Raw genomic sequence first — 23389 nt, 5'->3', positions numbered from 1 at the left:
ATGTCAACGGCAATGCGATTGTAGATGGTCACGAAACGAAAGATATAAGGACTCGTAGACTTTGCGATCATTCATTACTTTACCCATTGCGAAAGTAGCTTCTTGGAAGGTTACAATGAACTCAGCGAGTTTAAGTGTATCTGTTTTTGGTTTTAGGATTTTTTTCTTTAGGGCAATTTCCAAGTAAGTTTTTGTGCTCTGAATCCAATTGGACAAAAGTTCCTTCGCTTTTTTTTGGAACTCAGGATCAATCGAAGACATTTCTTGCCCTAAATTATTCAACGGACAACCTCTCGAAACAAATTCATCTGGCCATTCGTCAAAAGTTTTTTTATATGTATGAATGATTCCTTCGACTGGATTTTCATATTGTTCCAAAGGCAATATCCAACGATCCAAAATTCCTTTGGATAAAAACTCATCAATGATGGCATAACCTACGTGATTCTTTGTAGGAAAGTGGTAAAAAAAGGCACCGATAGTTAAATTTGCTGAAAGTGCAATTTCACGAACCCCCACACCTTGAAATCCGTTTTGGTAAATCAGTGCAAATGCAGACTCAATGATCAGTTTACGAGTTTCCTCTTGTTTCCCCATCCTACACTTGATCCTTCATCTCCTATAAAACAAACACAAACAAAAAAGAGAAGACCAATTTGCCCCGAAATCGAGGCCACTCCACGTTCAATCAATTCAGTTGGTTATGCATCGAAATTTTATTGACAACATATCACTTGATATGTTTTTATTGCAAGAACGTTTTTCAAGCAGGTGATGTTATGAACGAAATTAACCAATCCCCAACCTACCTTTGGGTGGGACGAATTTTAAGTGGCCTAGTAATCGCATTTTTACTCTTCGATGCAGGCGGAAAATTAGCTAAGATTGATCCAGTGTTAAAAAGTATGGAAGAACTGGGACTACCTGCCCAAAGTGCAATGACGATCGGCGTCATTCTATTGGTGATCACTGTTATGTATGCCATACCGCAAACTGCCGCACTCGGAGCTCTCTTACTCACTGGATATTTAGGTGGTGCTGTTGCCATCCACGTTCGTGTGGAAAATCCACTTTTTAGCCACACTTTATTTCCCGTTTATATAGGAATTCTCCTTTGGGTAGGCCTTGCCTTACGTAACCCAAAAGTAAAAGACCTATTCTGGAATTTCTAGAACCATCAATACAGAATTCTAGGCAAACATATACTAAGTATTAAAACAATTGCTTATCGATTCGATGTTTATTTTATCGAATTAACTTGGATCAACTGTTATGACCATCACATAACGGTTGAAGAAATCAAATCATTCCAATCATTTATATTCCTTAACCATTCAAATTTAGAATTTTAATGGTTAGTGGTACCATTAAAATCGAAATTCCAATATAAATAGTAACACGTATATAATTCCAAATCACCCATTTCTTAATATCACTGAATACTTTGATTGAATGTTTATCGATTGTATTTGCCATAGATTGGAACCAAATGATTTTATTTGCGAAATAAATGATAGTCCAAGCTCTAACTCCTATATGGAGGATAAAAAGTAGGAACAAATTGTTACCAATCCCATCTATTTGGTAACAAAATATAAGTGATACTAAGAAGATAATTTCATGTAATGAATGAAACAAAATCCAAAAGTATTTTAAATCTGCAGACTTATACTCTGTATTTAGTAAACCCAAATCAGGAACAGTTCCATTAGCCCAACGTGGTACAAAAACAATCGTTTCAAAAATTTGAGCTCCATTCATTAAAAAATAGATTAGTAGATTTAATAATAAAGTATACTTAGCAATTGATAAAGAATGGTGGGAAACAAAATTGGTTACATCCGAAAGTCCAAACGTTGTTGCAAACACAAAACAATTTTCTACTATCATATTCATTTCAAATTCGTATCCTTTAAATTTTTTGAAACTTTATCCATTATCTTGATCGCAGATTCGAAATAACGATGGACGACTTCTATCTCAAGACTTGAAAAACTAGAAATCAATTGGTCCGTTTCTTTTTGTAATTTTTTAAAAATTGGTGAAAACAGTTGGTTTGCCTTCTCCAAATTTGGAACAATGAAAACCTTCCGTCTATCCGTTTCTAAAAATTTCCTTTTTACGAGTTTACTCTTCTCCAATCGATCAATGACTCCAGTGATCGCCCCAGTAGTAAGCCCAGATAATTTTGCCAGTTCCCCCGCAGTCATCTCTCCATTTTCTAGTAGGTATCCTAAAAATTTATGATCTGTGCCTGAAAGCCCAACATGCGTTGCGATCGATTCATGCATAAAAAGGGCTGTTTCGAAATACTGACGTGTAGTTTTTTTAAAAATTTCTATTTCCATAAAAAATCCATTAGTTAACTAACTGATTATCTTATTAACTTAATGTCTTAGTATCTAAGATATTTTGTGATTGTAAATCATTAAATTTCAAATTTTGGAATAATTTTCGAAAGATAGTTCACCCTCGTTTTAGAATCGAATTTGAAATAGCAAACGATTATGGAGAATCTCAGAAATTCCAAGAATCGAAAGCTGGTATTTTCCTGATTAAATTGATTACAAATAAAATTCAAAATTATTGAATGGGGATCAAACTCCTTTTTCAAAACTGCAGATTATAGGAAACAATGGAACCTCGCCCGTTTTCGAAAATAAGGAGTAAAACAATGTAGGACTGAGTTGATGATACAAAAATTATTCCAAAAATTCCAACCTTATACGATTTTTTTATTGGATGCCTTTGGTGCATCTATATCCTTACTCGTGTTATTTGGTGTGGTTCTGCCCTTTCAACCTTATTTTGGGATGCCCACAGAAGTGTTATACAAATTAGGAATCCTTGCCGGCATTTTGTTTTTTTATTCCAATACCTGTTTTATGCAAAAACCAAAACACTGGAAACCGTTTCTTCTCGGTGTGATCTTTGGCAATCTTACTTATTGCGGTGTTTCGATGTATTTTTTGATCGAAAATTGGAATGTGATCCAACCTCTCGGTGCCTTTTATTTCATTTGGGAAAAATTCGTGATCTTGGCGATAGTTGCCTACGAGATAATCGTACTAAAGAAATAAAAGAATCTTCGCAACCCTCAAAAAAAAGACCCTTGGTTTCCCTTGGGTCTTTTTTCATTCAACAGAATGTTTGGAGGATAGTTTCCAACAAACAAATGCTTTGTTAAAACTTAGTTTTGTTTCAACATGTTTTTGTTTATGTAAGTTTCTTCTTCCAAACCTTTTGTGAGTTCAGAAAGAGGAATTTTTTCCTTTGGAAGGTCCTTCAAATTTCCATACTCAGTCCCTCTTGGGTAATGAGCTTTGTCACTTGGATCGTAAAAAGGTTTTGAATCTGTTACGAGTCCCTTGGAATATCTCCAAACACTGTTTGCCGGATCTTGTCCCACAACAAAACATCTAGGGCTCATATAACCTTCGTTTTTTGCTGTTTGAACTTTGATAAAATACTTTGGTGCCCATACGTTATGGTTACGAGCTTCAAATACTTTTACAACAGTTCCTACGGGAACAAACTCTACCACCTTAGAATTCGAATCTGGTTCTGAATACAAAGGAACAGTAAAATCCAAACTTGCTTTGTTGGTTTTAGCATCACAATTTTTATGCCAAGTTACCTCTGCGTTTTTGGAACAAGCGGTTACGCTCATCCCAACGATCAAGAATGCTACTAATTTCAGTTTCAAAACAATTCTCCTATTGGTGGTGGTGAAGGCACTCATCTAAACGAGGGTCACCGACCGGAACTAAACTATGTTTTTCGAACTTTTTGAAGACAAAGAAACCAAAAAGACCAACCACTCCCACTGTTCCACCAAACGCTAAAACAAAGTGAAGGATTGAGAATTTTTCAAAGTTTGCAGGGAACACCAACCAGAAGAGTTCAAAAAATTGAACTGTTAGTATCCATGCAGCTAATTTCCAAAGGAAATCAATGTTTCGTTTGTTAGGACGATTGAGTAAGAGAAGGAAAGGAATCACAAACTTCACAAATGGAAGAAGTAATGTTGTGTATCCCCAACCACCTGTCATACGCATTTCATAGAAGAAGGTTTCTTCTGGGATGTTTGCATACCAAATGAGCATAAATTGTGAGAATCCCACATACGCCCAGAAAGTTGTCATACCAAGTAAAAACTTTGAAATGTCATGGTAATGGTTTTCATTCACCGCTTCCCCGAGGTATCCATTTTTCTTGAGAATCGCAATGACGATCAAATACGATGCAAGAGATGTTTGGAACGCACCAGCAAAGGCATACACGCCAAACATGGTAGAGAACCAATGCGGCGAAAGTGACATGAGAAGGTCAAAGGACATGAGGCACCAAGACAGTGCAAAGAAGAGGATAAATCCTCCCGAAATCTTGGCAAGAGTCTTCGTTGTATCCACTACCTTATCTTTGTCTTGGCCTACAGACTTTCCGTGAAAGATGTAAGCAAATACTGACCATACACCAATGAAAAGCACACAGCGGATGATAAATGCTGTTGGATTTAAGTATCCCGCTTTGTGGTGGATGAGGTGGTCGTTTTCACGAACCGTAGCATCTGCCCACTCATACAGATCATGCATTCCAAAGATCACTCCCACTAAGAGAAGTCCAGCAACGGGTGCAAAAAGTCCGTACGTTTCGAAAATCCTACGAACAGTCACCGACCACTGTGAGCCTGTTAAGTGTTGTATCGCTGTGAAGAAAATCCCTGTGATGGAAAGTCCAATCACAAAGTAAGCACCAATGAGTAAGATATGGTAGCCTAAATTCGTATGGTGGAAATGACCAGCTTCGTCCATATGACGAGACGTCTCATGACCAAACCCGAAAAAAGCGATGAGAAAACTCACCACTCCAATTCCGATCATGGCAATGAGGGCATTACGAAGGGACCCTGGCAGTTTGAACTGCAATAATGTTTCGTCTAGTTTCGCTGCTTTTGTAGAGCTCATAATTTCCCCTAGTTCGCCTTTTTATTTTTCACTTCAAATTCTTGAAGTTTGCGGATGTAAGCGATGAGCTTCCATCTGTCTTCTGGTTCGATTTGGTAAGCATAACTTCCCATGAGACCTCGACCCATCGTGATGATGTGGTAAATTTGTCCATCGGACCAACCGCGGATTTTATCAGAAACAACAGAAGGAGGTGGTTGTTGGAACTTCGGTGCTGGTCCTACAACGGCTCCATTTCCAAGACCTTGCACCCCATGACAAGGAGTGCAATACGTTTGGTAGCGTTTTTCCCCGATCATCAAATCCCCTAAACTCGCCTTTCCAATTGGATTTTTTAATCCTTTGTCTGGACCTGGAAGGGTATCAGGAGTTGCTTCTGCTGCAAAAGGATACGGATAGTATCCTACTGGGATTGCACCTTTTGGTGGAATCCTAGAAGCAGAACCATTCGAAGCAAAGGAATCCGCTTCTTGTGATTCTCTTGCAGGAGAGTCATACATATTCGGAAAGTATTCATAAACGGGAGTTTTATAATCACAATTTGCGACAAAAACTAACGCCACAAGTGCGAAAACTCGAAAGATGTTTTGTTTCATTTTTGGTTCTCCGGTTTCACAACGATGACTTCGGATCCACCAAGGCTTTTGACAAACGATACGACATCGGATTCGTTGTATCCTTTGGCAGACTTTGGAATCCAAAGGCCAAATTTATGAGACGTCAAATCCGGGTGAAGGATCCGACGTGTCGCTTTGGGAATACCGCTTAAAAAACATAAAGCAGCTACTGTATAAATCCCTGCGGAAAATACTGTTAATTCAAAGATGATTGGCACATAAGCAAACCATGCATTGAGAGATTTTCCCGAGATATTGAGAGGCCAGTCATGTGCATGAGTAAGATACTGGAATAAAATTCCAATCGTGCATCCAAAAATCCCAGCAAAGAAAGTAACCCAAGGGAGTCCTGATCTAGGAGTTCCCATGGCTTCATCAATTCCGTGAACCGGATAAGGAAGGATACAATCAAAACCGATGTAATCCTTCGCTTTTGTTTTCTCAGCAGCATGCATTATGGCTTCGGGAGTGTCGAAAATTCCGAGAACTCCTTCATCCATTTCTTTGTATTTATGAAACTGTTCTAATTTTGGAAGATACATACTAGTGGTGTGCTCCTTCTTTTTGTGGCATCACTGTTTTTACTTCTGCAATCGCGATCACTGGCATAATTCGACACCAGAGAAGGAAGAGAGTAAAGAAGATACCGAACGTTCCGATTAACATCGCGTAGTCGAAAAGAGTCGGTGTATACATTGCCCAGCTGGATGGTAAAAAGTCGCGGTTCAGGGTCATCATGATCACAAAACGTTCAAACCACATACCTACGTTTACCACAAGGGAGGCAACAAACATCACAGGGATGTTGTAACGAAGTTTGCGGAACCAGAACACTTGTGGTGAAAGAACGTTACAGGAAATCATAATGAAGTAAGCCCAACCGTATGGTCCGAACGCTCTGTTCCAGAATGCAAATCCTTCGTATTCGTTACCAGAATACCAAGCGATGAAAAACTCTGTTCCATATGCAAGTCCTACGATAAGACCTGTAACCATCATGATTTTGTTCATGTTGTCCAAGTGTTTCATCGTGATGTAGTTCTTTAAGTTAAACACTTCACGAGCAATGACCATAAGGGTTACCACCATCGCAAATCCGGAGAAAATCGCACCGGCAACGAAGTATGGAGGGAAAATGGTCGTGTGCCAACCTGGAAGGATGGAAACAGCAAAGTCGAAGGATACGATGGTGTGCACCGAAAGAACGAGTGGAGTGGAAAGAGCCGCAAGGATCATGGAAACGATTTCCAAGTGTGACCAAGCTCTCGCCGATCCAACCCAACCAAAGGCTAGGATGTTGTATAAGTTCTTTCTCCAAGTTTCTGTGGCACGATCTCTTAGGGTCGCAAGGTCAGGAATAAGACCCAAATACCAGAATACCATCGAAATGGAAAGGTAGGTGGATACCGCAAACGTGTCCCAGATCAGAGGGGAACGGAAGTTCACCCAAAGTGGTCCTCTTTCATTTGGATATGGGAAGAGCCAAAATCCGAGCCATGGACGACCTACGTGGAGGATGAGGTTCGATGCCGCAACAAGTACGGCAAAGATCGTCATCGCTTCTGCGGCACGGTTAATCCCTGTTCTCCAACCTTGGCGGAAGAGGTATAATACCGCAGAAATCAGTGTTCCTGCGTGACCGATACCAATCCAGAATACGAAGTTGACGACGAAAAATCCCCAACCTACTGGGTTGTTGATCCCGAGGAGGTAAAGACCTTCGTAAAACAAATAACCGATAATGGCTACGTCGATCAGGGTGATCGTCAAAACCAAAAGGAAGGTATTCCACCAAAGTTTGGTTGGGAAATCTTCGTTTGGTTTTGCGATATCAACGGTTACATCTTTAAGCGATTTCCCGCCTGTTACCAGGTCGGGGATATCTAATTTATCTCTAACTGCTTGTGTTAATGACATTCCCTTTGTGTTCTCCCTGTTAAACTTCGTTTCGAACTCGGGTCAAATAACTGACGGCAGGTCCGATGTTTAGGTATTCCAGAAGTTTGTAAGACCTAGGGTCTTTCAAGAGCTTCGCTACTTTTGATTCAGGATCATTTACGTTTCCGAACACAATGGCACCAGAGGCACATGTTTGTTCACAAGCGGCTTTCACTTCCCCATCTTTCAGAGTTCGTCCTTCGTTTTTCGCTGCGATTTTTTTCTCAGCGACTCGAGACGCACAGAAATTACATTTTTCCATGACCCCGCGAGAACGAACGGTTACATCTGGGTTTAAGCCCAAGTTTCTTGGAGGGCGAGCCTTAAAGGTAGGAGTTGCCTCACCGAGTAAGCTGTGTTCATTCCAATGTTCTAACCAGTTAAAACGACGCACTTTGTAAGGGCAGTTGTTCGAGCAGTAACGAGTTCCCACACAGCGGTTGTAAACCATATCGTTGGTTCCTTCCGAACTGTGAACGGTTGCAGCCACTGGACAAACTGTCTCACAAGGAGCGTTATCACAATGTTGGCACATCAGTGGTTGGTGTGCAATTTCGAGTGATTCTGGTTTTTCAGGATCACCGATGTAGTAACGGTCAATCCGAAGCCAATGCATCTCACGACCCATACGCACTTCATCACGTCCTACCATAGGCACGTTGTTTTCAATGTTACATGCAACCACACAAGCACCACAACCAGAACAGGAAGTTAAATCAACTGCCATACCCCATTTGTATCCTGGGTATGCAAATTGGCTTCCCGGTTGGTCGGACGGAGCGTTTGCTCCTTGTGCTCTTTGTAGTTTCCCATCCACTAAGATTTTTGGGATCTCAGGCTCAGGGATTCCTGCACTTGGATTTTTAGTATAGTCTTGTAGTTTTGCGGAGATGATAAGAGGTCTCTCTTTCCATTCCACACCCATCATCACACCAGGGCTCATCATATGGTGGTCCTGAGTGGTAGCGAGTTTGTATTTTTTACCTGTTGGGGAAAGTGTGATGGATAAACCAGAGTAAACAAAAGATCCGTTTACTTCTGTGGCAAGGATACTTGCATTTTTACCAACACCGTTTCCGATCTCACCCACGTTTGTTCTTCCGTAACCAAGAGCAATTCCCACTGCTTCTGGGTGAAGACCTGGTTGGACAAGAGCTGGAAGTTCGAAGGACTTTCCATTTACAGTCACAGTCACTACGTCATTGAGTTTAATTCCCGACGAACGAGAGTATTGTGGGCTGATCGCAACATAATTGTCCCAAGTCACTTTGGATACTGGGTCTGGAAGTTCTTGTAGTTGGGAGTTGTTTGCTCTTTCTCCAGTTCCGAGAGCTGTGCTTTCGTAGATAGACACAGTTAAACCAGACTTGGAAGGCGAAAGAGGTGCAATGGTTCCTCTAAAAGAACGACCACCCTTGTCTGCTTTTGGATTTCCAGATACGAGGACACCTTTTCTGAGTAAGTCTTCCCAGTTGGTTTTTTTAGAATATTTCGTTTTGAGGTATTCGTAGAGAGACTCGGATCCAAGTAACTTTCCACCTGCCCAACCAATGAGCATATCTTCAAATGCTTTGGATTGGAAAAGCGGTCGGATGGTTGGTTGTTGTACCGATACAATACCTGCTACGGATTCGTTATCACCCCAAGACTCAAGGAAGTGTGATACGGGAGCAAGCCAGTTCGATGCAAGGGCTGTTTCATCCACACGGTCAGAAACTTGTACCACTTGTGCGGCTTCATGAAGGAGTTTTTTCCACTCATCTCCATTTGGTGCCTCGTAAACTGGGTTCACACCAAAAAGAATGACCACACCGGCCTTTCTTTCTTTTAAGTCTTTTGCGAGAGATTTTAAGTTTTCAGCGTAGTTTGACTTTCCTTCTTTCAAAGGATTTCCAGCATCGATGGTTTTGCCATCGTTACCGAGCATGCTGTTCAACATGTTCACAGCGATTTGTAAATCCACTGCATCTTCGGTTAACGTGTTCGAACCACCAGCCACCACAAGGGATTCACCTTTTGCAGAAGCGAGTGCTTTTGCTGTGCGAACCACAACTTCTTTGGAAATTCCTAACTCAGAAGCAGTAGTGTCTACATTGATTCCAGACACACCAGTTGCGCCACCCACTCCCAAATCAGAAAGTGCCTTTGCAATCACAAGAGCGAACTTTCTTTGGTCACCAGGCTTTAATGGAACTCTTTGGTCCGCATTCGAACCTGTCATCGAAGGATGAGTTTCTGCAGCGATAAAGGAATTGAATGACTTAGAATTTTTTTGTAAGTCTCTTCGTTTGGAAAAGTCATTGTGGTAGTTGACTTGGTTTAAGAAGTCACTATCAATCGAAAGGATTACTTTTGCTTTGTCAAAGTGGTAGTTTGGAAGAACTGCCTTTCCATATGATTTTTCTTGAGCGATTGTAATGGCATCATCAGAAGAAGCAAACGCTACTTCTAAGTGTTTTCCACCGCCAACAGAACGTAAAAACTCAGAAACAAATTCTTTTGTGGCAGGAGAAGTGAGTGGTTTTGTTACCACAACCGTCTTACCTTTGTTTGCCGCGAGTTTTTCTTTTACGTCTTTATCTAGAACAAACCAATCGCTAGACTTAGCAGAACCATTCACAATTTGTTGTGGTTCTTTTGCTCTGTCTGCATCATAAAGATCAAAAATAGAAGCTTGTCCAGAAGCACATAAAGCACCTTCTGAAATTGGATGGCTTGGGTTTCCTTCGAGTTTTAAAGGACGACCATCTTTTGCTTTTACAAGTACCCCACAACCTACAGAACAACCACCACAAACCGAAGCATAGTGGTAAGAATGTCCATGTTTTACGAAGTCATATTGTTCTACTTCGTTGTTGTCTGGATTTTTAATCGTGAGGTTCACATAAGGAACAATTTTTTCAGCAGGTTTTTGGATACAACCTACAGTTGTCATCACAACTGATGCACCCATAAACTTCAGGAATGTTTTTCTATCAAAGTCACCTTTTTTGATTTTAGCAATCAAAGGATCTGGTGATTTGTAGAACTCTTGTTTTTGGAGTTCTTTTTCGCGAGAAGTACCGCGAAGTTCATAAGACTGCCAAAGTGACTTTTTTTCTTTTTGGAAACTATCGTCTTTCATCATAAATTATTACTTGTCTCCCGATTATCTGTGGCACGTAGAACAATCGTTAGGAGCATTGTTCTCTCTATGGCAATCGACACAAAATCCCATATTGAGGGACTTGGACTGTCTTACCTTTACCATCTCTGCCATGTTGCCATGACATGTGGAACAATCAACGCCGCGTTGCACGTGTCTTGAGTGGTTGAAGTATACGAAGTCTGGTTGGTCATGGACCTTCACCCAGGAAACTGGAGTGTTACTATCGTATTGTGCTTTGAGCCACTTAACATGTTCTTGGTTGCCCGCTACGTTACCTGCTCCATGGCAGTTCATACAAGTGGAACTTGGTGGAACTGTAGCATGGGCCGAGTTTTCAACGCCTGTATGGCAATACTTACAATCGATTTTGTTATCGCCTGCATGTATCTTGTGGTTGAAGGGGATGGGCTGGTCGGGTGAATAGCCCACATAACGGCTAGGTGAAAAAATCAAATATGCTAACGCAGCTATCGCAACGATAGGCACAGAGATCTTGAGTATTTTTATATTCATTCGCAGATTTCCTGAATCCGTTTACACTGTCTTCTGACAAGGAAAGGTAAAATCCGAAAAAAAGCAAGTATGTAAGGGTTTTGGTTGTGAAAAAACATTAAAAGAGACATAATCTGAAATTTTTTCTGAACTTTCTTAGTTGAAACTAAGTCTCAATAAATAGGAAAAATGCCACCGAACAAATGTTAGGAAACTTTAAATTCGAAAGTCTGAATGCTTTCAGAATGAGGATTCAAAGGGAAATACCGAAAGCTTTGGTTGGTTGGGACAAAAAAAAAGGCCCTGATTTTGACATCGAAGGGCCCTAAAAACCAGACTTACACAATTTAGCCTAGTTATACTTTCGAGTTTTTAAATGATTTCCCCTGCATTTTTTTCACCCAAACCAAAGAAATTTTCTTTGTGACCAGGTTTCTTGTCTCTTTTTTGAGAAATGCGATCGTAGGTGTTGCCACTTTGAAGGATTCTTTTTCCATAACAGGTATGATTTGGTATTCGGAACCTACCATCTCTTGCAATTGTGGTAACTTTTCAGATGGAAGTACGATGAGTCGCTCCGATTTTTCAGCCCACAACCTATCCAATTTTTCCTTATCATAGATATTTCTAAAATTTCGTTCCGCATAAAACCCATAGGATCGTTTCGAATTGGACATCCAGAAGGTATAGAGAACTGGTTCATTTGGTTCTAATTCCTTAATCTTTGTTCCAAATTCCCTGGAAGGTTGGTAACTGGTTAGGAGTGGATAAAATTGTAAGCTAATCGCACAAAAAAACAAAGTGGCACCCACAAGGGTCAGTAGGATTTCCAAAGGAATGAGTTGTGCGGAAAGTAAAATGAATAGGATCCCAATCGCACCGAATACATAGTATAAAATCCCAACATCGGATACAAATACAGGGAAGAGAAAAAACCCTACCAAATACACAATTCCTGCAACGAGAAACGAGGGACGTAACCTTGCCACATTGGACTGAAATAAACTCTCTTCCATGATTTTCCCAAAGTACAAAGCAGCACCCGGTAATACCCAATAGGTATATTGTGGCAGAGGGTATCTGGAAAACGAGATGAGGAACAAAAAGAGAAACACCCAAAAAGGAATCACAAAATCTACTTCTTTGTATTCATTGGCACGGATCTTACGCAGGATCTCTTTCCAACCTAACGATTTTGTATACTGGTAAGAATGGAACATGAGGTAAATGACCATCGGCAAAAGGCCACTGAAGAAAGCCCATGAAAAGGATTTATAAAAATAAAATGGATCAAACTTCACATCATACATTTCGCGATAAAATCGGCCAAAGGATTGGATCCATAAAAAGAAAACAGGACCGTATGAATTGAAGTTTTTGAATAAGAAAAAACACCAAAGTGCCGGAAGTGATGCCAATACAAAAATCCCCGTGGGGATTCTCATAGAGAGTAAAAGTTTCCAATCCCTTCGGAATAAAATATCCCCTCCAATTGAAATGGCAGGGATGACAACGGAGATGGGCCCTTTTGTGATAAATCCCATCGACATCATGAGATACATCAGGTAAAAATAATTTGGGTTTTGTTTTTTACCCAAATAATAAGAATGATAAGTAAACACAAGATATGCAGTGAGATACACATCGATTTTGGGATCCACCACCATCGCATATACACCAGGTGCTAGCAGATACGCGATGGATGCAAGGTAACCTTGCCTCTCCTTTCCACCAGAAAGAATGGTGATTCGGTAAATCGAATAAACGGAGAGTAAACTTAGAAAAATCGCTGGGATACGAAAGGCAATGTTACTAATACCAAAGAAAAAAAACGAAGTGGCAATGGTCCAAAAAGTAAGGATGGGTTTATCCAAATACCTCCTTCCATTATCGATGAGTGTGAAAAAATCATTCGATAGGACGAGTTCACGACTGATGCCTGCATACTGCGCACTATCGATATCGATGACATCCAGTGGCAAAGTAAACAAAATCGGCAAAGATGCCATCAGCAATAAAATACGGTAAAAGATACGTTCCGAAGGAGACAGTGATTCTTTCATTCAAATGTTCCTATTTGTACCAAACATTGTCCGAAACCTTTACAAGAATTTGGCTCTTGGTCAAAACATTGGAGGATATCACTATTATGAGTGGTACATCCGTCCATACATTGGATCCTACCTGTGCGTTTCACATCAGGTGCCAAAGTGAGTTTGAGTTCCTCTTCTGTACAAGTGACAAATTTTTCACATGCTAATTGGCATTTTTGTTCTACTATGTCTTGGCAATTGGAACCAAACAGAACCAAACATAAAACCAATATCCATTTACTTTGTTGTTTCACTTCGAATTCCTTTGAGAGCTAACATCCCACAGGCACCATTGATGTCCCTTCCAGGACTACGGCGATTGAGGATGGGAGCTGTCGTTTTAGCTTTGAGATGCATTACAAATTCTTTGACTTCATCATCGGTTGGCCTTCGCCATCCCGTAAAATCTGTGTTTAACGGAATTACATTGATTTTGCATTTGTTCACAGACCTTGCAATTTTTGCGAGTCGTTCCGCATTGTCACGACCCATGTTCACATCTGGGATCATCACGTATTCAAACGTGATGGCACGATCAAGTTCCTTTGTGAAACGTTTCGCTGAATCAACGAGTTTTTCCAATGGGTGTTTGTCGTTTACATCCATGATAGAAGAACGTGCATTGGGGTTGGGATGGTTCAGTGAAATTGCAAAATTAAAAGGTTCTTTGTTCTCAATGAATCGATTGATTCCAGTTGTCACACCAGCAGTTGAGATGGTGATCCGAAGGGCACCAAGTCCAAAGGCATCTTGATCTCTTAAGATATGGGCGGCCTTCATGACACTGAAATAATTGTGCATGGGCTCCCCCATCCCCATAAACACGATGTTTGTGGCACGGTCTCCTACGAGTCGTTCCACTTGCAGGACTTGGTCAAGGATTTGCCATGTTTGTAAATTGCCTTTGTATTCCAAAAGACCAGTGGCACAAAATTTACAATTGAGGGTACACCCAATTTGGGAAGAGATACAAATGGTTTTACGGCCACCGTCCCCGGAAGGGATCCAAACCGCTTCAATCTCTTTGTTTTCGCCCACGTAAAAGGTAAACTTACGTGTCCCATCATCTTTGGAAACCAGATCACGGCCAATTTCAATTTCGGGATAGGATGTATGTTGTTTTAACTTTTCCCTTACTTCTTTAGAGAGGGTTGTAAATTGGTCTATCGTCGTATAACGACTCTTATAAATTCCAGTATAAATCTGTGCCGCTCGGTATTTTTCAAGACCTAAGGAAACACAGATCTCTTCTAGTTCTTTTTTGGTTTTCCCTTTGAGAACCGGTATTTCCTCTTTCATTGTGTAGGTCCTTTCACCATTAGCCAATCTTTTCGTTGCCACCTTACGGGACAAGAAATTACACTCTTTCTAAATGTCTTACTCCAAAAAGCCCTATAGAACAAGTCTAAATTCACAGAATCGTCACAAAGTCGGAAGTTTCTTGGAAAGAAATGGACATTGACTTAGAGGACGTGATTCAAAAGCCTAGTAGTTAGTGAGGAAAATACACGCATGAATAGCGATGCCTTTATGGAATACGCCTTTATCGTCATGGTCGCACTGATCGGGATTGAAATTTTTGTTTCTTATATGAAGGGCAAACAGTTTTACCGATTGAATGTTCTTATAGCGGATGTTAGCACAGGTGTGATCTTTGCACTTGTTGGGGTTGTCATCCTACTTGGGGCTTTATATGTTTACGACATCATTGAAAAGAATTACTCTTTATCTGCTCTTGGTTATCATTTTTTCCCTTTGACAAGTCCATTCCAATTTTCACCTAGTTTTGTTGTGAATTGGCATGCACTCGGTGCCTGGACATTTTCAGTTGTTTTGGCTGATTTTATCTATTATTGGTTTCACAGACATTGCCATGAAATTAACCTCTTCTGGGCAACTCATGTCACCCACCATTCTACACAAGAAATGAACCTATCAGTTGCTTTCCGTGGAAATGGATTACAACGAATTTTTGAATACATGTATTTCCTTGTGATGGCTCTTCTCGGTATTCCATGGGCTATGTTTTTACTGAGTCACAGGATCCTAAAAGTGTACCAATTTGTGGTTCACACTCGTTTCATAGGCAAGTTAGGATTTTTAGAAGAGTTTATGGTAACCCCATCGAACCACCGTGTCCACCACGGAACACAAAGGAAATATCTGGATCGTAACCATGGTGGTATCTTTATCATTTGGGATCGTATGTTTGGTTCCTTTGAATGGGAAACCGACGAACCTATTTACGGTTTAACAAAACCAGTGAACTCATTTAACCCAATAACTGTCAACTTACACGTGTTTAAAGATATGTTCTTTCAAATCTTCAAATGTAAGTCGATTGGCGATGTGTTTAAAACCATCTTTGGACCTCCTGGATGGAAACCAAATTACTTACAAACACCTGACGACGAGATTAAAGAACCAGCCTATACAGAAAAATATGATCCAAAACCACCAATGGGTGTGATGGTATATGTGGCTTTACAAGCAGCAGTTCTTATGGCTGTGGGACTTGTGATTTGGAAAGTAGCAAAAATCAATTTAGAACAAGATATGACAATGCTCGGTATTTTATCCGCTGTCATTATCTTTAGTTTGTTTTCGATTGATCGTACGATGGAAATGAAACGTTGGTCAAGAAGGACAGAAGTGGTGCGAAATGTAATCTTTATCCTTGCATTTGTTCTTACCCTACTTTACTCTAACATACCAAATATCGCGATGTTTGCGATCCCGCTCATTGGCCTTTCGCTAGTATCCTTATTATGGATCATCATCAAACGAAAGACATTCTTTGATTTGAGTAATATTTCTAATACTTGGTATTAGATTTTATCGTTTGTAAGACGGATTCCGAAGGGAACAATTTATTCGACTTTAGGAGTTCGTCTCCCATATTCAAATAGGCTTTTGTTTTCTCCGCATGTTTGTTACAGAGACTTAAGTCTTTGTAACAAAGTCCTAGATCCACAAAAGGTTCTTTGATGGTTTTTGTTTCCCCTTGTCCACCTGATACCGATTGGTAGTACAATAAATCATCCTCAATCCAACCAAAGATATTTCCATATGCAAAATAAGCAGAGGATCCTTTTACCTTCCGCAAATCTCGGCCCATCACACTGAAATAAACCTCTCTTTCCATAAAACCAAGGATTGTTGGGATTACATCGAGTTGTGATGTGACATCTTCCCTTAACTCTGGTTTGATTTTCCCAGGAGCATAAATGAGGAGAGGAACATTTCGATCTTCATAATAATTGAGGAACCGATGGTGGCTATGGTCGGATACAAAAAAGAAAACAGTATCTTTAAAATAAGGAGCTTTTTTTGCCTTCTCCATGTATTCAGCAAGTGCAAAGTCAGCGTAATGTAGAACATTTAAGTATTCGCTATCTTGTGTGTCTTTTCCAAACAAACGGTATTTTTCATCTGGGACTTTGTATGGGTAATGGGTTGTACCTGTATGGATCACAGAAACAATTGGTTTTTCTGGACTCACATTTAACAGACGTTTGTGCATAGCATCAAGCGATGATTCATCTAAGTAACTCCATGGCCCTGTTTTGTATTCTGGATTTTTTTCTAACTCTTGTTTCCCAACAAGTGTATCAAAACCCCAGTGGTACATGATACTACCCTTATTATTGAAACTTAAATCAGTTCCTGTTACAAAAAGTGTTTGGTAACCTATGGTTTTCGCAATATTCCCTAAACCTGAAAACCTGTTTAGGATTTGGGGTGTTCTCACGGCAGTAAGCCCTGGCCTATCGGGTATTCCACCCATAAGTGCCATCAGTCCATTCGTAGTTCGTCCCCCACTGGCAAAAAAATGCTTAAAGAACATCCCTTGGCGGATGAGTTGGTTAAAATACGGAGTGACTACTTTTCCTTCCACCTTTCCTGATCCAATGATATCAATGAACTTTCCAGTCCAACCTTCGAGGACGATGACAACAATATGAGGCAAAGGTTTTTTAGAAGTGAAGTTTGTTTTGCGAAGGAGTGGATACTCTTCCGAAACAAACTCAGCTCCTGGATACGAAACTTCCTTTCTCACAATGGTCGTTGCATCCGATAATTTCATCGCATGCCGATCGTCCACCTTTGTCATTTTGAGATCAGTAATCACAGTAAATCCTGGGTTTAAAACCAAATCATTGGTAATCGTTTCTTTTGTGATAATCGCATCACTTGTCCGAAGTGGACTTGTTTGGATTCCACCCCGAATGCCAAGAACAAGTAAAGCCAACACAAGTAGAAATTGTAGACCAGCCCATTTGTAATGTAAGTTCACATGCGAGTATGGAAATTTGGATTGGATTTTATAAATTCCAAATCCAATTGCAAAAATGACCACAAGTCCTAGTATAAACAAAAGAGGATTTTGAGAAAAAGCAGATCCCACAAGTGGTAACATTTCGAAACCTAAATAAGCAAATGCTTCATACCCCAAATGTTTGTTCCCATTCTCATAATAAATCAAATCAGCAATGAGTAAAAAGAGAAGTAAGATAATAAAAACGACGGGAATGGTTCTCCAAACTGCCCTATACCACCGATTTCGATTTAGAAAATGGAGCGAGGAATACACCAAACTAAATCCTAGTAACACACATAATACAGAAATGTCAAAACGAGCGCCTTTTGCAAAAGCTTTCAGAATGATCCAAAATGATTTATCATTCATCCGATAGGAATACATCAGAAAAAAAGCGACGCGGTAAATGGTTAAAAATACAATTCCGAGTCCAGCAAGTAGCAGGTGGAAACGGATATAAAAAGGGACATGGGTTAACAATTTTTTCATAAAAGGATCAACTTATAAAATTTAAACAATCAAATGGATCTTTTCTTCCATTAGCGAAGGGTTACGGTTTCCCCAATTTGTAAATGGTCCCCGATTGGTAATCAGCAACAAAGATTTCACCATCATTGTCTTTGCCAAAGGTTGGGATGAGAAGGTTCCACTTTCCAAGTGCAATGGTTTCTGTTATTTTTTGGTTGGTTCCAGGTTTTGGTACATCAATCGCCCAAATTTTTCCTTGGATAAAATCACCAAAAACATATTTTCCTTTTAACTCAGGGATAGAAGAACCTGTATACACATACCCACCAGTAATGGATTGGCCTTCTTCACGGCCGTATTCATAGAATGGAGATTGGTACAAAGAAGGATTACATCCATCTGTAAAACAATGGAAACCTTCTGTTTGGTTCCATCCATAATTTTTTCCAGATAGGATGATATCCACTTCTTCAAAAGCATCTTGTCCTACATCAGCAGCAATCAAACGACCGTCAGGTGAAAAGCTAATCTTCCAAGGGTTGCGAATCCCATAGGCAAAAATTTCAGGCAAGAATCCTTGTTTTCCAACGAAAGGATTATCTTTAGGAATGGAATACGGTTTTTTCCCATCGGATTCGGGCGTGGGAGAAATGCGTAAGATAGAACCAAGTAACGTGTTTGGATTTTGACCGTTGTTTTTAGGATCGGCCCTCCATCCTCCATCACCAAGACCAATGTACAAATACCCATCAGGACCAAAGCCGATTTGTCCACCATTATGGTTTGGATAAGGTTGTTCTACTTGCAATAACACACGTTCGTTTTTTAGAACCATGGATTCATATGAGTTTGGATTTTCCACTACCCATTCGGCAATCACAGTCATATCCTTCCCTGCAGAAGAGATAACGGTATGTGAATACACCTTTGGTTCATTCGGATAATTGGGATGGAAGGTAAAACCAAGGAGACCTTCCTCACTATCCGTGATGACAGGGAATTTATGTAACACTCGCTTGGTTTTCTTTTCTCTGTCAAAAAGAATAAGGTCCCCTGCTTTTTCCAAAATAAACATAAACGGACTCTCAAATGGAGGGAACTGAATGTCGGTAGGTTCTTTGACCTTTACCACTTCCGTAAGTGAAATCGATACTTGTTTGCGAAGAGCATCCGGGCCAATGAAAATTGGTTTGGAGCCTAATACCTTTCCATCTGTTTCATATTTTTTATTGAATGTTTTTAATATCTTTCTGCCAACATCATCACAAGCAAGAGAAGATAGAGATACTGTAAAAAAGGACAAGGATAATAAGATTTGGATTTTCATACGAGGTTTTCTCCTTTTAGGATAATTCGCTTGGATTTGTATCCGCAATCAAAAAACTTTGGAAACTGTGATGAAACTATTTTCCCTCATTTGTATTCCCATTTTCTTTTTATTTGCTTATTTGCAGTTGAACGATCCAGATCCGTATTTATGGTTTCCGCTCTATGCAATCGTAGGAGTCCTTGCTACTGTTCGTTTTTTCAGGCGATTGCCTAAATGGATTGGAACAGTTCTCATTCCACTGTATCTGGTTTTATCAGTGTTTTATATGACCGAAGCACCCTATTTTGGAATGGAAGTGGAAGAAGTGAGAGAAAGCCTCGGCCTACTCATCGCAAGTGTAAGCCTCTGGGCCCTGATTTTGAAACGATAATCCCTGTTTTTAAGTTTCGGAGATGACTTTTCCGTCTTCCAGGATCATTCGAATGAGTTTTGTCATCTCAACTGAATATTCCACATCTAAGTGTTTGGTGACCCCTTCACAAAATCCATTGATGATGAGAAGTTTTGCATCATCTTCAGACATGCCTCTAGACTGAAGGTAAAACAGTTGGTCATCATCAATTTTGGAAACAGTCGCTTCGTAGTTTAAGGTTCCTTCTTCCCCCGATACATCGTTATAAGGATAAGCATGAGATTGGGAACGATTGTCCATCATAAGTCCATCACATTTGATGTGGCTATACGAACCTTTACTCGATGGCTCAAACTTCACAAGACCTCGGTAAGAGTTAATCCCACCGTCAAGGGCTACCCCTTTTGCTAAAATATTAGACCTTGTGTTTTTACCTACATGGATGATCCGAGCACCCGTATCTTGCACTTGGCCATTGCCCGCAAACGCAAGGGAAAGCACATCTCCAGTGGAATGGTCTCCATGTAAAATAATACCAGGATATTTGATTGTATTAGCACCAATATTACAATCAGTCCAAGTGATATGAGCTGCTTCTTCACATAACCCACGTTTCACTGTCCAATTGTACATATTCTTTTTCCAGTTTTGGATGGTAGTATAAAAGATTTTAGAATTTTTTTTGGCAACAAGTTCCACAACGGCTGTGTGGAAATTCGTACCTTTATCTTGGACAGAAGTACAACCTTCGCTGTATTCCAAATGAGCACCTTCATCAGCAATGAGAAGAGTACGTTCGTATTGGCCGGAGCTAGCGGCTGTTACCTTGAAGTATGCTTGAAGAGGCATAGGAGTTTTGACACCTCTCGGAATGTAAGCAAACGACCCACCACTAAAAACACAAGAGTTCAGTGCAGAAAATTTATTGTCTCCGATGGTGACAACTGTTCCCAAATACTCACGAACCAGTTCCGGGTATTCGCGGATGGCGGTATCAATGTCACAGAAAATGATCCCTAAATCAGTAAGTTCTTTTTTAACATTGGCATAAATGGTTTCGGAATCGTTCATGGTTTCGATTCCTGCCAAGTATTTGCGTTCGTGTTCTGGGATTCCTAGTTTTTCAAAACTACGTAAAATTTCAGGATCCACCTCATCCCAAGATTTTTTCTTTTTTTGGTTGGAACCTACATAATGCACATAGTCATCAATGTTAATTTGGAACTGCGGTATAAAACCCCAAGCAGGCATTGGTTTTTGTTCATACACCTCAAAGGCTTTTAAACGAAACTCACGTAACCAACTCGGTTCATTTTTGATATGGGAGATGGATTCTACAACCTTTCGTGTCAAACCCTTCGGAAAATTATCAGCCTTATAAAATTCGACATTCGGTTTTTCGGTATTTGTTGTAGATTCCATTGGTTCTCCCATTCTCTCGTTTTAGAGAAAGTGCAATTAATTGACGGAAGCGAAGTAAGCTTTTGATCCAGTAGGATCCGCTTTCATCGTTTTTTTCCCTTCATCCCAGTTTGCAGGACAAACTTCACCGTGTTTTTCCACAAATTGGAACGCTTTGATGAGTCTGAGTGCTTCTTCAATGTTACGTCCTACTGGAAGGTCGTTAACAGTTGCTTGGCGGATGATACCTTGTGGGTCAATGATGAAAGTTCCGCGTAACGCAACTCCAGCATCAGGACCAGACTCAATGAGGACACCAAAAGACTTTGCAATTTCTTTTGTTTTGTCTGCAATGAGTGGGTATTTAATCTCACCAATACCACCTTCTTTTTTAGGCGTTTTTTTCCAAGCTAAGTGTGAAAATTCGCTATCAACAGATACTCCCAATACTTCAGCTCCGATCTTTTTAAAATCTTCGAGTTTTGCATCGTATTCAATGATCTCTGTTGGACATACGAAAGTAAAATCAAGTGGATAAAAAAATAGAACCACCCATTTCCCTTTGTAATCGGATAATTTGATTTCTTTGAAACTGTCCCCGATCACTGCGGTTGCTTTAAAATCAGGGGCATGTGATGTCACTTGTGGCATAATGTCACTCCTTAGAATTATTCTAAGTACAGTCATTAGATTCTGTCTAGATGTTTTTCACTAAGCCTGAAGTTTTCCAAAACCCACTCTCTCGTTGTCACTGTTTCCACAAATCGCCTATCATGGCTCACCACAAGCAGAGCTTTCGGGAAACGTCCTAGTGATACCTCCAAGGCTTCTACAGATTTTAGATCCAAATGGTTTGTTGGTTCGTCTAAGAGGATCACTTCAAAACTCTCTTCCAAGTGGAGAGACAGAAACAGTTTTTTACCTTCACCTGGACTTAGTTCTTCGGATTCAGAAAACCGTTTGGGATCACTCCCAAGTCTGTGGATCCCAGAAAGAACTTTTGCTTTTGTGTCATCCGGTAAATTTTGAAATTCCCAAAGTAAAATGTTTAATTCGTTTTTTGAAAATTCCTGTGGCAAATAGAGATAAGGAATCCCCTTCTCTTGGAAAGTTTTCACTAAATACCTGAGAAGTGTGGACTTACCTACACCATTTGGACCTGTGATGGCAATTTTTGAATCAGGAAGGATTTCCAAATGAGAGGAAAGTGACAAAGACAGAATATCCAAAGAGATCGATTCACCATCGAACATAAATAAGGTGCTTCGTTTGGAAGGAACCCCATTCCATAGTATTCCTAAATTTTCTTTTTCTGGAAGTTTGTCCCAATATTGTTCTTCTTTTAGTTTGGAATGTTCTGTTCTTCTTTCGATTTGGTTTTTCAATCGGCCTGCTTGGCCATCTTTACCGGTCACTCGGGCTAAGTTCTTTTTTTGCCGACCGTCATGATCATGAAGATCAAGTCCCTTCTTGGATCTATGTTTATGAGAAAGACTTGCTTCTTCCCTTCTTCGTTTTAGTTCGGCATCGAGTTTTTTACGTTCTGTCCTTGCGATTTCCCAATCATGAATTCGCTCTTGTGCTTCCCTTTCCATTTGCCTTTTGCCCTCAGAATAATTTCCCGGGCGCTTAGAAATAAAGTTTTTTTCCAAAAAAACACAAGAGTTAGTCACCTCATCTAACAAAGACCTGTCGTGGCTAATCAGTATACCAATTCCCCGGTAATACAAAATTGCATCGCGAATGATTTCTGTACTTTTGGAATCCAGGTGGTTTGTTGGTTCATCCAAAATCAAAACATCTACATTTTTGGACAAAACCATTGCCAAAAGAATCCTTCGTTTTTCGCCGAAACTGAGAAACTTATAGTCCTCAACCGATTGCATTTTGATTTCGAGTAAACTCTTCCAAAATCCAGATTCTTTGGAATCATCGTAAAGAAAATGGGAAAGTTCTTCTTCTTTCATTTCAGTTCCTTGCGAAATCGAACAAATAGAATCGTTTCCCAAAACGATTCCCTGGTCGGGAAGAATCTCTTTAGCGATGATTTTGGCTAGAGTAGATTTTCCACTTCCGTTTTTTCCGACAATCCCAGTCCAACCTTTTGTGAAATGTAGGTTAAGATTTTGGAACAAAGGTTCCGACTGAGATTCGTATTGGTATGTTACATTTTGAACGGTAATATGATCGGACACGCGACAAACTCCTTTATTTTCCAAAACGGATAATAGGTAAGCATGTCTTGTCCTATGCATAAGGAGA

22 protein-coding genes are annotated in these 23389 nt (G+C 40.1%); 4 read left to right on the top strand and 18 right to left on the bottom strand.

Going from position 1 to position 23389, the window contains the following annotated elements; all coding sequences use genetic code 11:
* Nucleotides 1–3: 3 nt before the first annotated feature.
* Complete coding sequence (locus tag DI076_RS01465; RefSeq protein ID WP_108958264.1) at nucleotides 4–597, bottom strand: TetR/AcrR family transcriptional regulator; 594 nt, start codon at nucleotides 595–597, stop codon at nucleotides 4–6.
* 182 nt (nucleotides 598–779) lie between these two features.
* On the opposite strand from DI076_RS01465, the gene DI076_RS01460 reads away from it, so the two are divergent.
* Nucleotides 780–1172, top strand: coding sequence for a DoxX family protein (locus DI076_RS01460; RefSeq protein WP_100728874.1), 393 nt, complete (start codon nucleotides 780–782; stop codon nucleotides 1170–1172).
* 154 nt (nucleotides 1173–1326) lie between these two features.
* Here the strand turns inward: DI076_RS01460 and DI076_RS01455 are convergent, their stop codons facing one another.
* Together DI076_RS01455 and DI076_RS01450 are read right to left on the bottom strand one after the other, a co-directional pair.
* Entirely contained in the window at nucleotides 1327–1896 is a 570-nt protein-coding gene (locus tag DI076_RS01455; RefSeq protein WP_108958263.1) for a hypothetical protein, read from the bottom strand.
* Nucleotides 1893–2348, bottom strand: coding sequence for a MarR family winged helix-turn-helix transcriptional regulator (locus tag DI076_RS01450; RefSeq protein ID WP_108958262.1), 456 nt, complete (start codon nucleotides 2346–2348; stop codon nucleotides 1893–1895). The genes DI076_RS01455 and DI076_RS01450 overlap by 4 nt, the downstream gene beginning before the upstream one ends.
* A 342-nt stretch (nucleotides 2349–2690) precedes the next feature.
* Between DI076_RS01450 and DI076_RS01445 the strand changes: the two genes are divergently transcribed.
* Nucleotides 2691–3080, top strand: a complete 390-nt coding sequence (locus tag DI076_RS01445; protein ID WP_108958261.1) for a hypothetical protein — start codon at nucleotides 2691–2693, stop codon at nucleotides 3078–3080.
* A gap of 110 nt (nucleotides 3081–3190) precedes the next feature.
* Here DI076_RS01445 and DI076_RS01440 read toward each other — a convergent pair whose 3' ends face one another.
* The 10 genes from DI076_RS01440 to rlmN all read right to left on the bottom strand — a co-directional run bounded on the left by DI076_RS01440 (nucleotide 3191) and on the right by rlmN (nucleotide 14554).
* Nucleotides 3191–3706: an Lsa16 family lipoprotein adhesin gene (locus tag DI076_RS01440; protein ID WP_108958260.1), complete on the bottom strand. Its 516-nt coding sequence runs from the start codon at nucleotides 3704–3706 to the stop codon at nucleotides 3191–3193.
* A gap of 10 nt (nucleotides 3707–3716) precedes the next feature.
* Complete coding sequence (locus DI076_RS01435) at nucleotides 3717–4967, bottom strand: hypothetical protein (protein WP_108958259.1); 1251 nt, start codon at nucleotides 4965–4967, stop codon at nucleotides 3717–3719.
* Nucleotides 4968–4975: 8 nt separating this feature from the next.
* Entirely contained in the window at nucleotides 4976–5563 is a 588-nt protein-coding gene (locus tag DI076_RS01430; protein WP_108958258.1) for a c-type cytochrome, read from the bottom strand.
* Entirely contained in the window at nucleotides 5560–6126 is a 567-nt protein-coding gene (locus tag DI076_RS01425) for a DUF3341 domain-containing protein (protein ID WP_108958257.1), read from the bottom strand. Before DI076_RS01425 ends, DI076_RS01430 begins: the two co-directional genes overlap by 4 nt.
* A 1-nt stretch (nucleotide 6127) precedes the next feature.
* Nucleotides 6128–7501, bottom strand: coding sequence for an NrfD/PsrC family molybdoenzyme membrane anchor subunit (gene nrfD / locus DI076_RS01420; RefSeq protein WP_015678751.1), 1374 nt, complete (start codon nucleotides 7499–7501; stop codon nucleotides 6128–6130).
* A 19-nt stretch (nucleotides 7502–7520) separates the two neighbouring features.
* Nucleotides 7521–10646 carry a TAT-variant-translocated molybdopterin oxidoreductase gene (locus DI076_RS01415; protein WP_174705000.1) on the bottom strand — a complete coding sequence of 1042 codons (3126 nt, stop codon included), beginning with the start codon at nucleotides 10644–10646 and terminating at the stop codon, nucleotides 7521–7523.
* 24 nt (nucleotides 10647–10670) lie between these two features.
* Nucleotides 10671–11183, bottom strand: coding sequence for a cytochrome c3 family protein (locus tag DI076_RS01410; protein WP_100726560.1), 513 nt, complete (start codon nucleotides 11181–11183; stop codon nucleotides 10671–10673).
* 335 nt (nucleotides 11184–11518) lie between these two features.
* Nucleotides 11519–13225: an ArnT family glycosyltransferase gene (locus tag DI076_RS01405; RefSeq protein ID WP_108958255.1), complete on the bottom strand. Its 1707-nt coding sequence runs from the start codon at nucleotides 13223–13225 to the stop codon at nucleotides 11519–11521.
* Entirely contained in the window at nucleotides 13222–13509 is a 288-nt protein-coding gene (locus tag DI076_RS01400; protein ID WP_108958254.1) for a Cys-rich protein, read from the bottom strand. Before DI076_RS01400 ends, DI076_RS01405 begins: the two co-directional genes overlap by 4 nt.
* On the bottom strand, nucleotides 13493–14554 hold the full coding sequence (gene rlmN / locus DI076_RS01395) for a 23S rRNA (adenine(2503)-C(2))-methyltransferase RlmN (protein WP_108958405.1): 1062 nt from the start codon (nucleotides 14552–14554) through the stop codon (nucleotides 13493–13495). Before rlmN ends, DI076_RS01400 begins: the two co-directional genes overlap by 17 nt.
* 213 nt (nucleotides 14555–14767) lie before the next feature.
* Between rlmN and DI076_RS01390 the strand changes: the two genes are divergently transcribed.
* Nucleotides 14768–16087, top strand: coding sequence for a sterol desaturase family protein (locus DI076_RS01390; protein ID WP_108958253.1), 1320 nt, complete (start codon nucleotides 14768–14770; stop codon nucleotides 16085–16087).
* On the opposite strand, the gene DI076_RS01385 is transcribed toward DI076_RS01390, so the two are convergent.
* A complete protein-coding gene (locus DI076_RS01385) occupies nucleotides 16071–18065 on the bottom strand; it encodes an LTA synthase family protein (RefSeq protein ID WP_108958252.1) in 1995 nt (664 codons plus the stop codon). The genes DI076_RS01390 and DI076_RS01385 overlap by 17 nt on opposite strands.
* A 61-nt stretch (nucleotides 18066–18126) precedes the next feature.
* Nucleotides 18127–19371 carry a PQQ-dependent sugar dehydrogenase gene (locus DI076_RS01380; protein WP_108958404.1) on the bottom strand — a complete coding sequence of 415 codons (1245 nt, stop codon included), beginning with the start codon at nucleotides 19369–19371 and terminating at the stop codon, nucleotides 18127–18129.
* Nucleotides 19372–19441: 70 nt separating this feature from the next.
* Between DI076_RS01380 and DI076_RS01375 the strand changes: the two genes are divergently transcribed.
* Nucleotides 19442–19744: a transmembrane 220 family protein gene (locus DI076_RS01375; RefSeq protein WP_108958251.1), complete on the top strand. Its 303-nt coding sequence runs from the start codon at nucleotides 19442–19444 to the stop codon at nucleotides 19742–19744.
* 9 nt (nucleotides 19745–19753) lie between these two features.
* On the opposite strand, the gene sufB is transcribed toward DI076_RS01375, so the two are convergent.
* From sufB to DI076_RS01360, 3 genes are read right to left on the bottom strand one after another with little or no spacing between them, the layout of a single operon-like run.
* Complete coding sequence (gene sufB, locus DI076_RS01370; RefSeq protein WP_108958403.1) at nucleotides 19754–21148, bottom strand: Fe-S cluster assembly protein SufB; 1395 nt, start codon at nucleotides 21146–21148, stop codon at nucleotides 19754–19756.
* 36 nt (nucleotides 21149–21184) lie between these two features.
* Nucleotides 21185–21778: a peroxiredoxin gene (locus DI076_RS01365; RefSeq protein WP_012388348.1), complete on the bottom strand. Its 594-nt coding sequence runs from the start codon at nucleotides 21776–21778 to the stop codon at nucleotides 21185–21187.
* A gap of 35 nt (nucleotides 21779–21813) precedes the next feature.
* Nucleotides 21814–23322: an ATP-binding cassette domain-containing protein gene (locus DI076_RS01360; protein WP_108958250.1), complete on the bottom strand. Its 1509-nt coding sequence runs from the start codon at nucleotides 23320–23322 to the stop codon at nucleotides 21814–21816.
* Nucleotides 23323–23389: the final 67 nt, after the last annotated feature.

Source organism: Leptospira ellinghausenii (assembly GCF_003114815.1).
Lineage (GTDB): Bacteria > Spirochaetota > Leptospiria > Leptospirales > Leptospiraceae > Leptospira_A > Leptospira_A ellinghausenii.
Note: the sequence above shows the minus strand (reverse complement) of the source record. Positions and strands in the feature narration are given on the sequence as shown.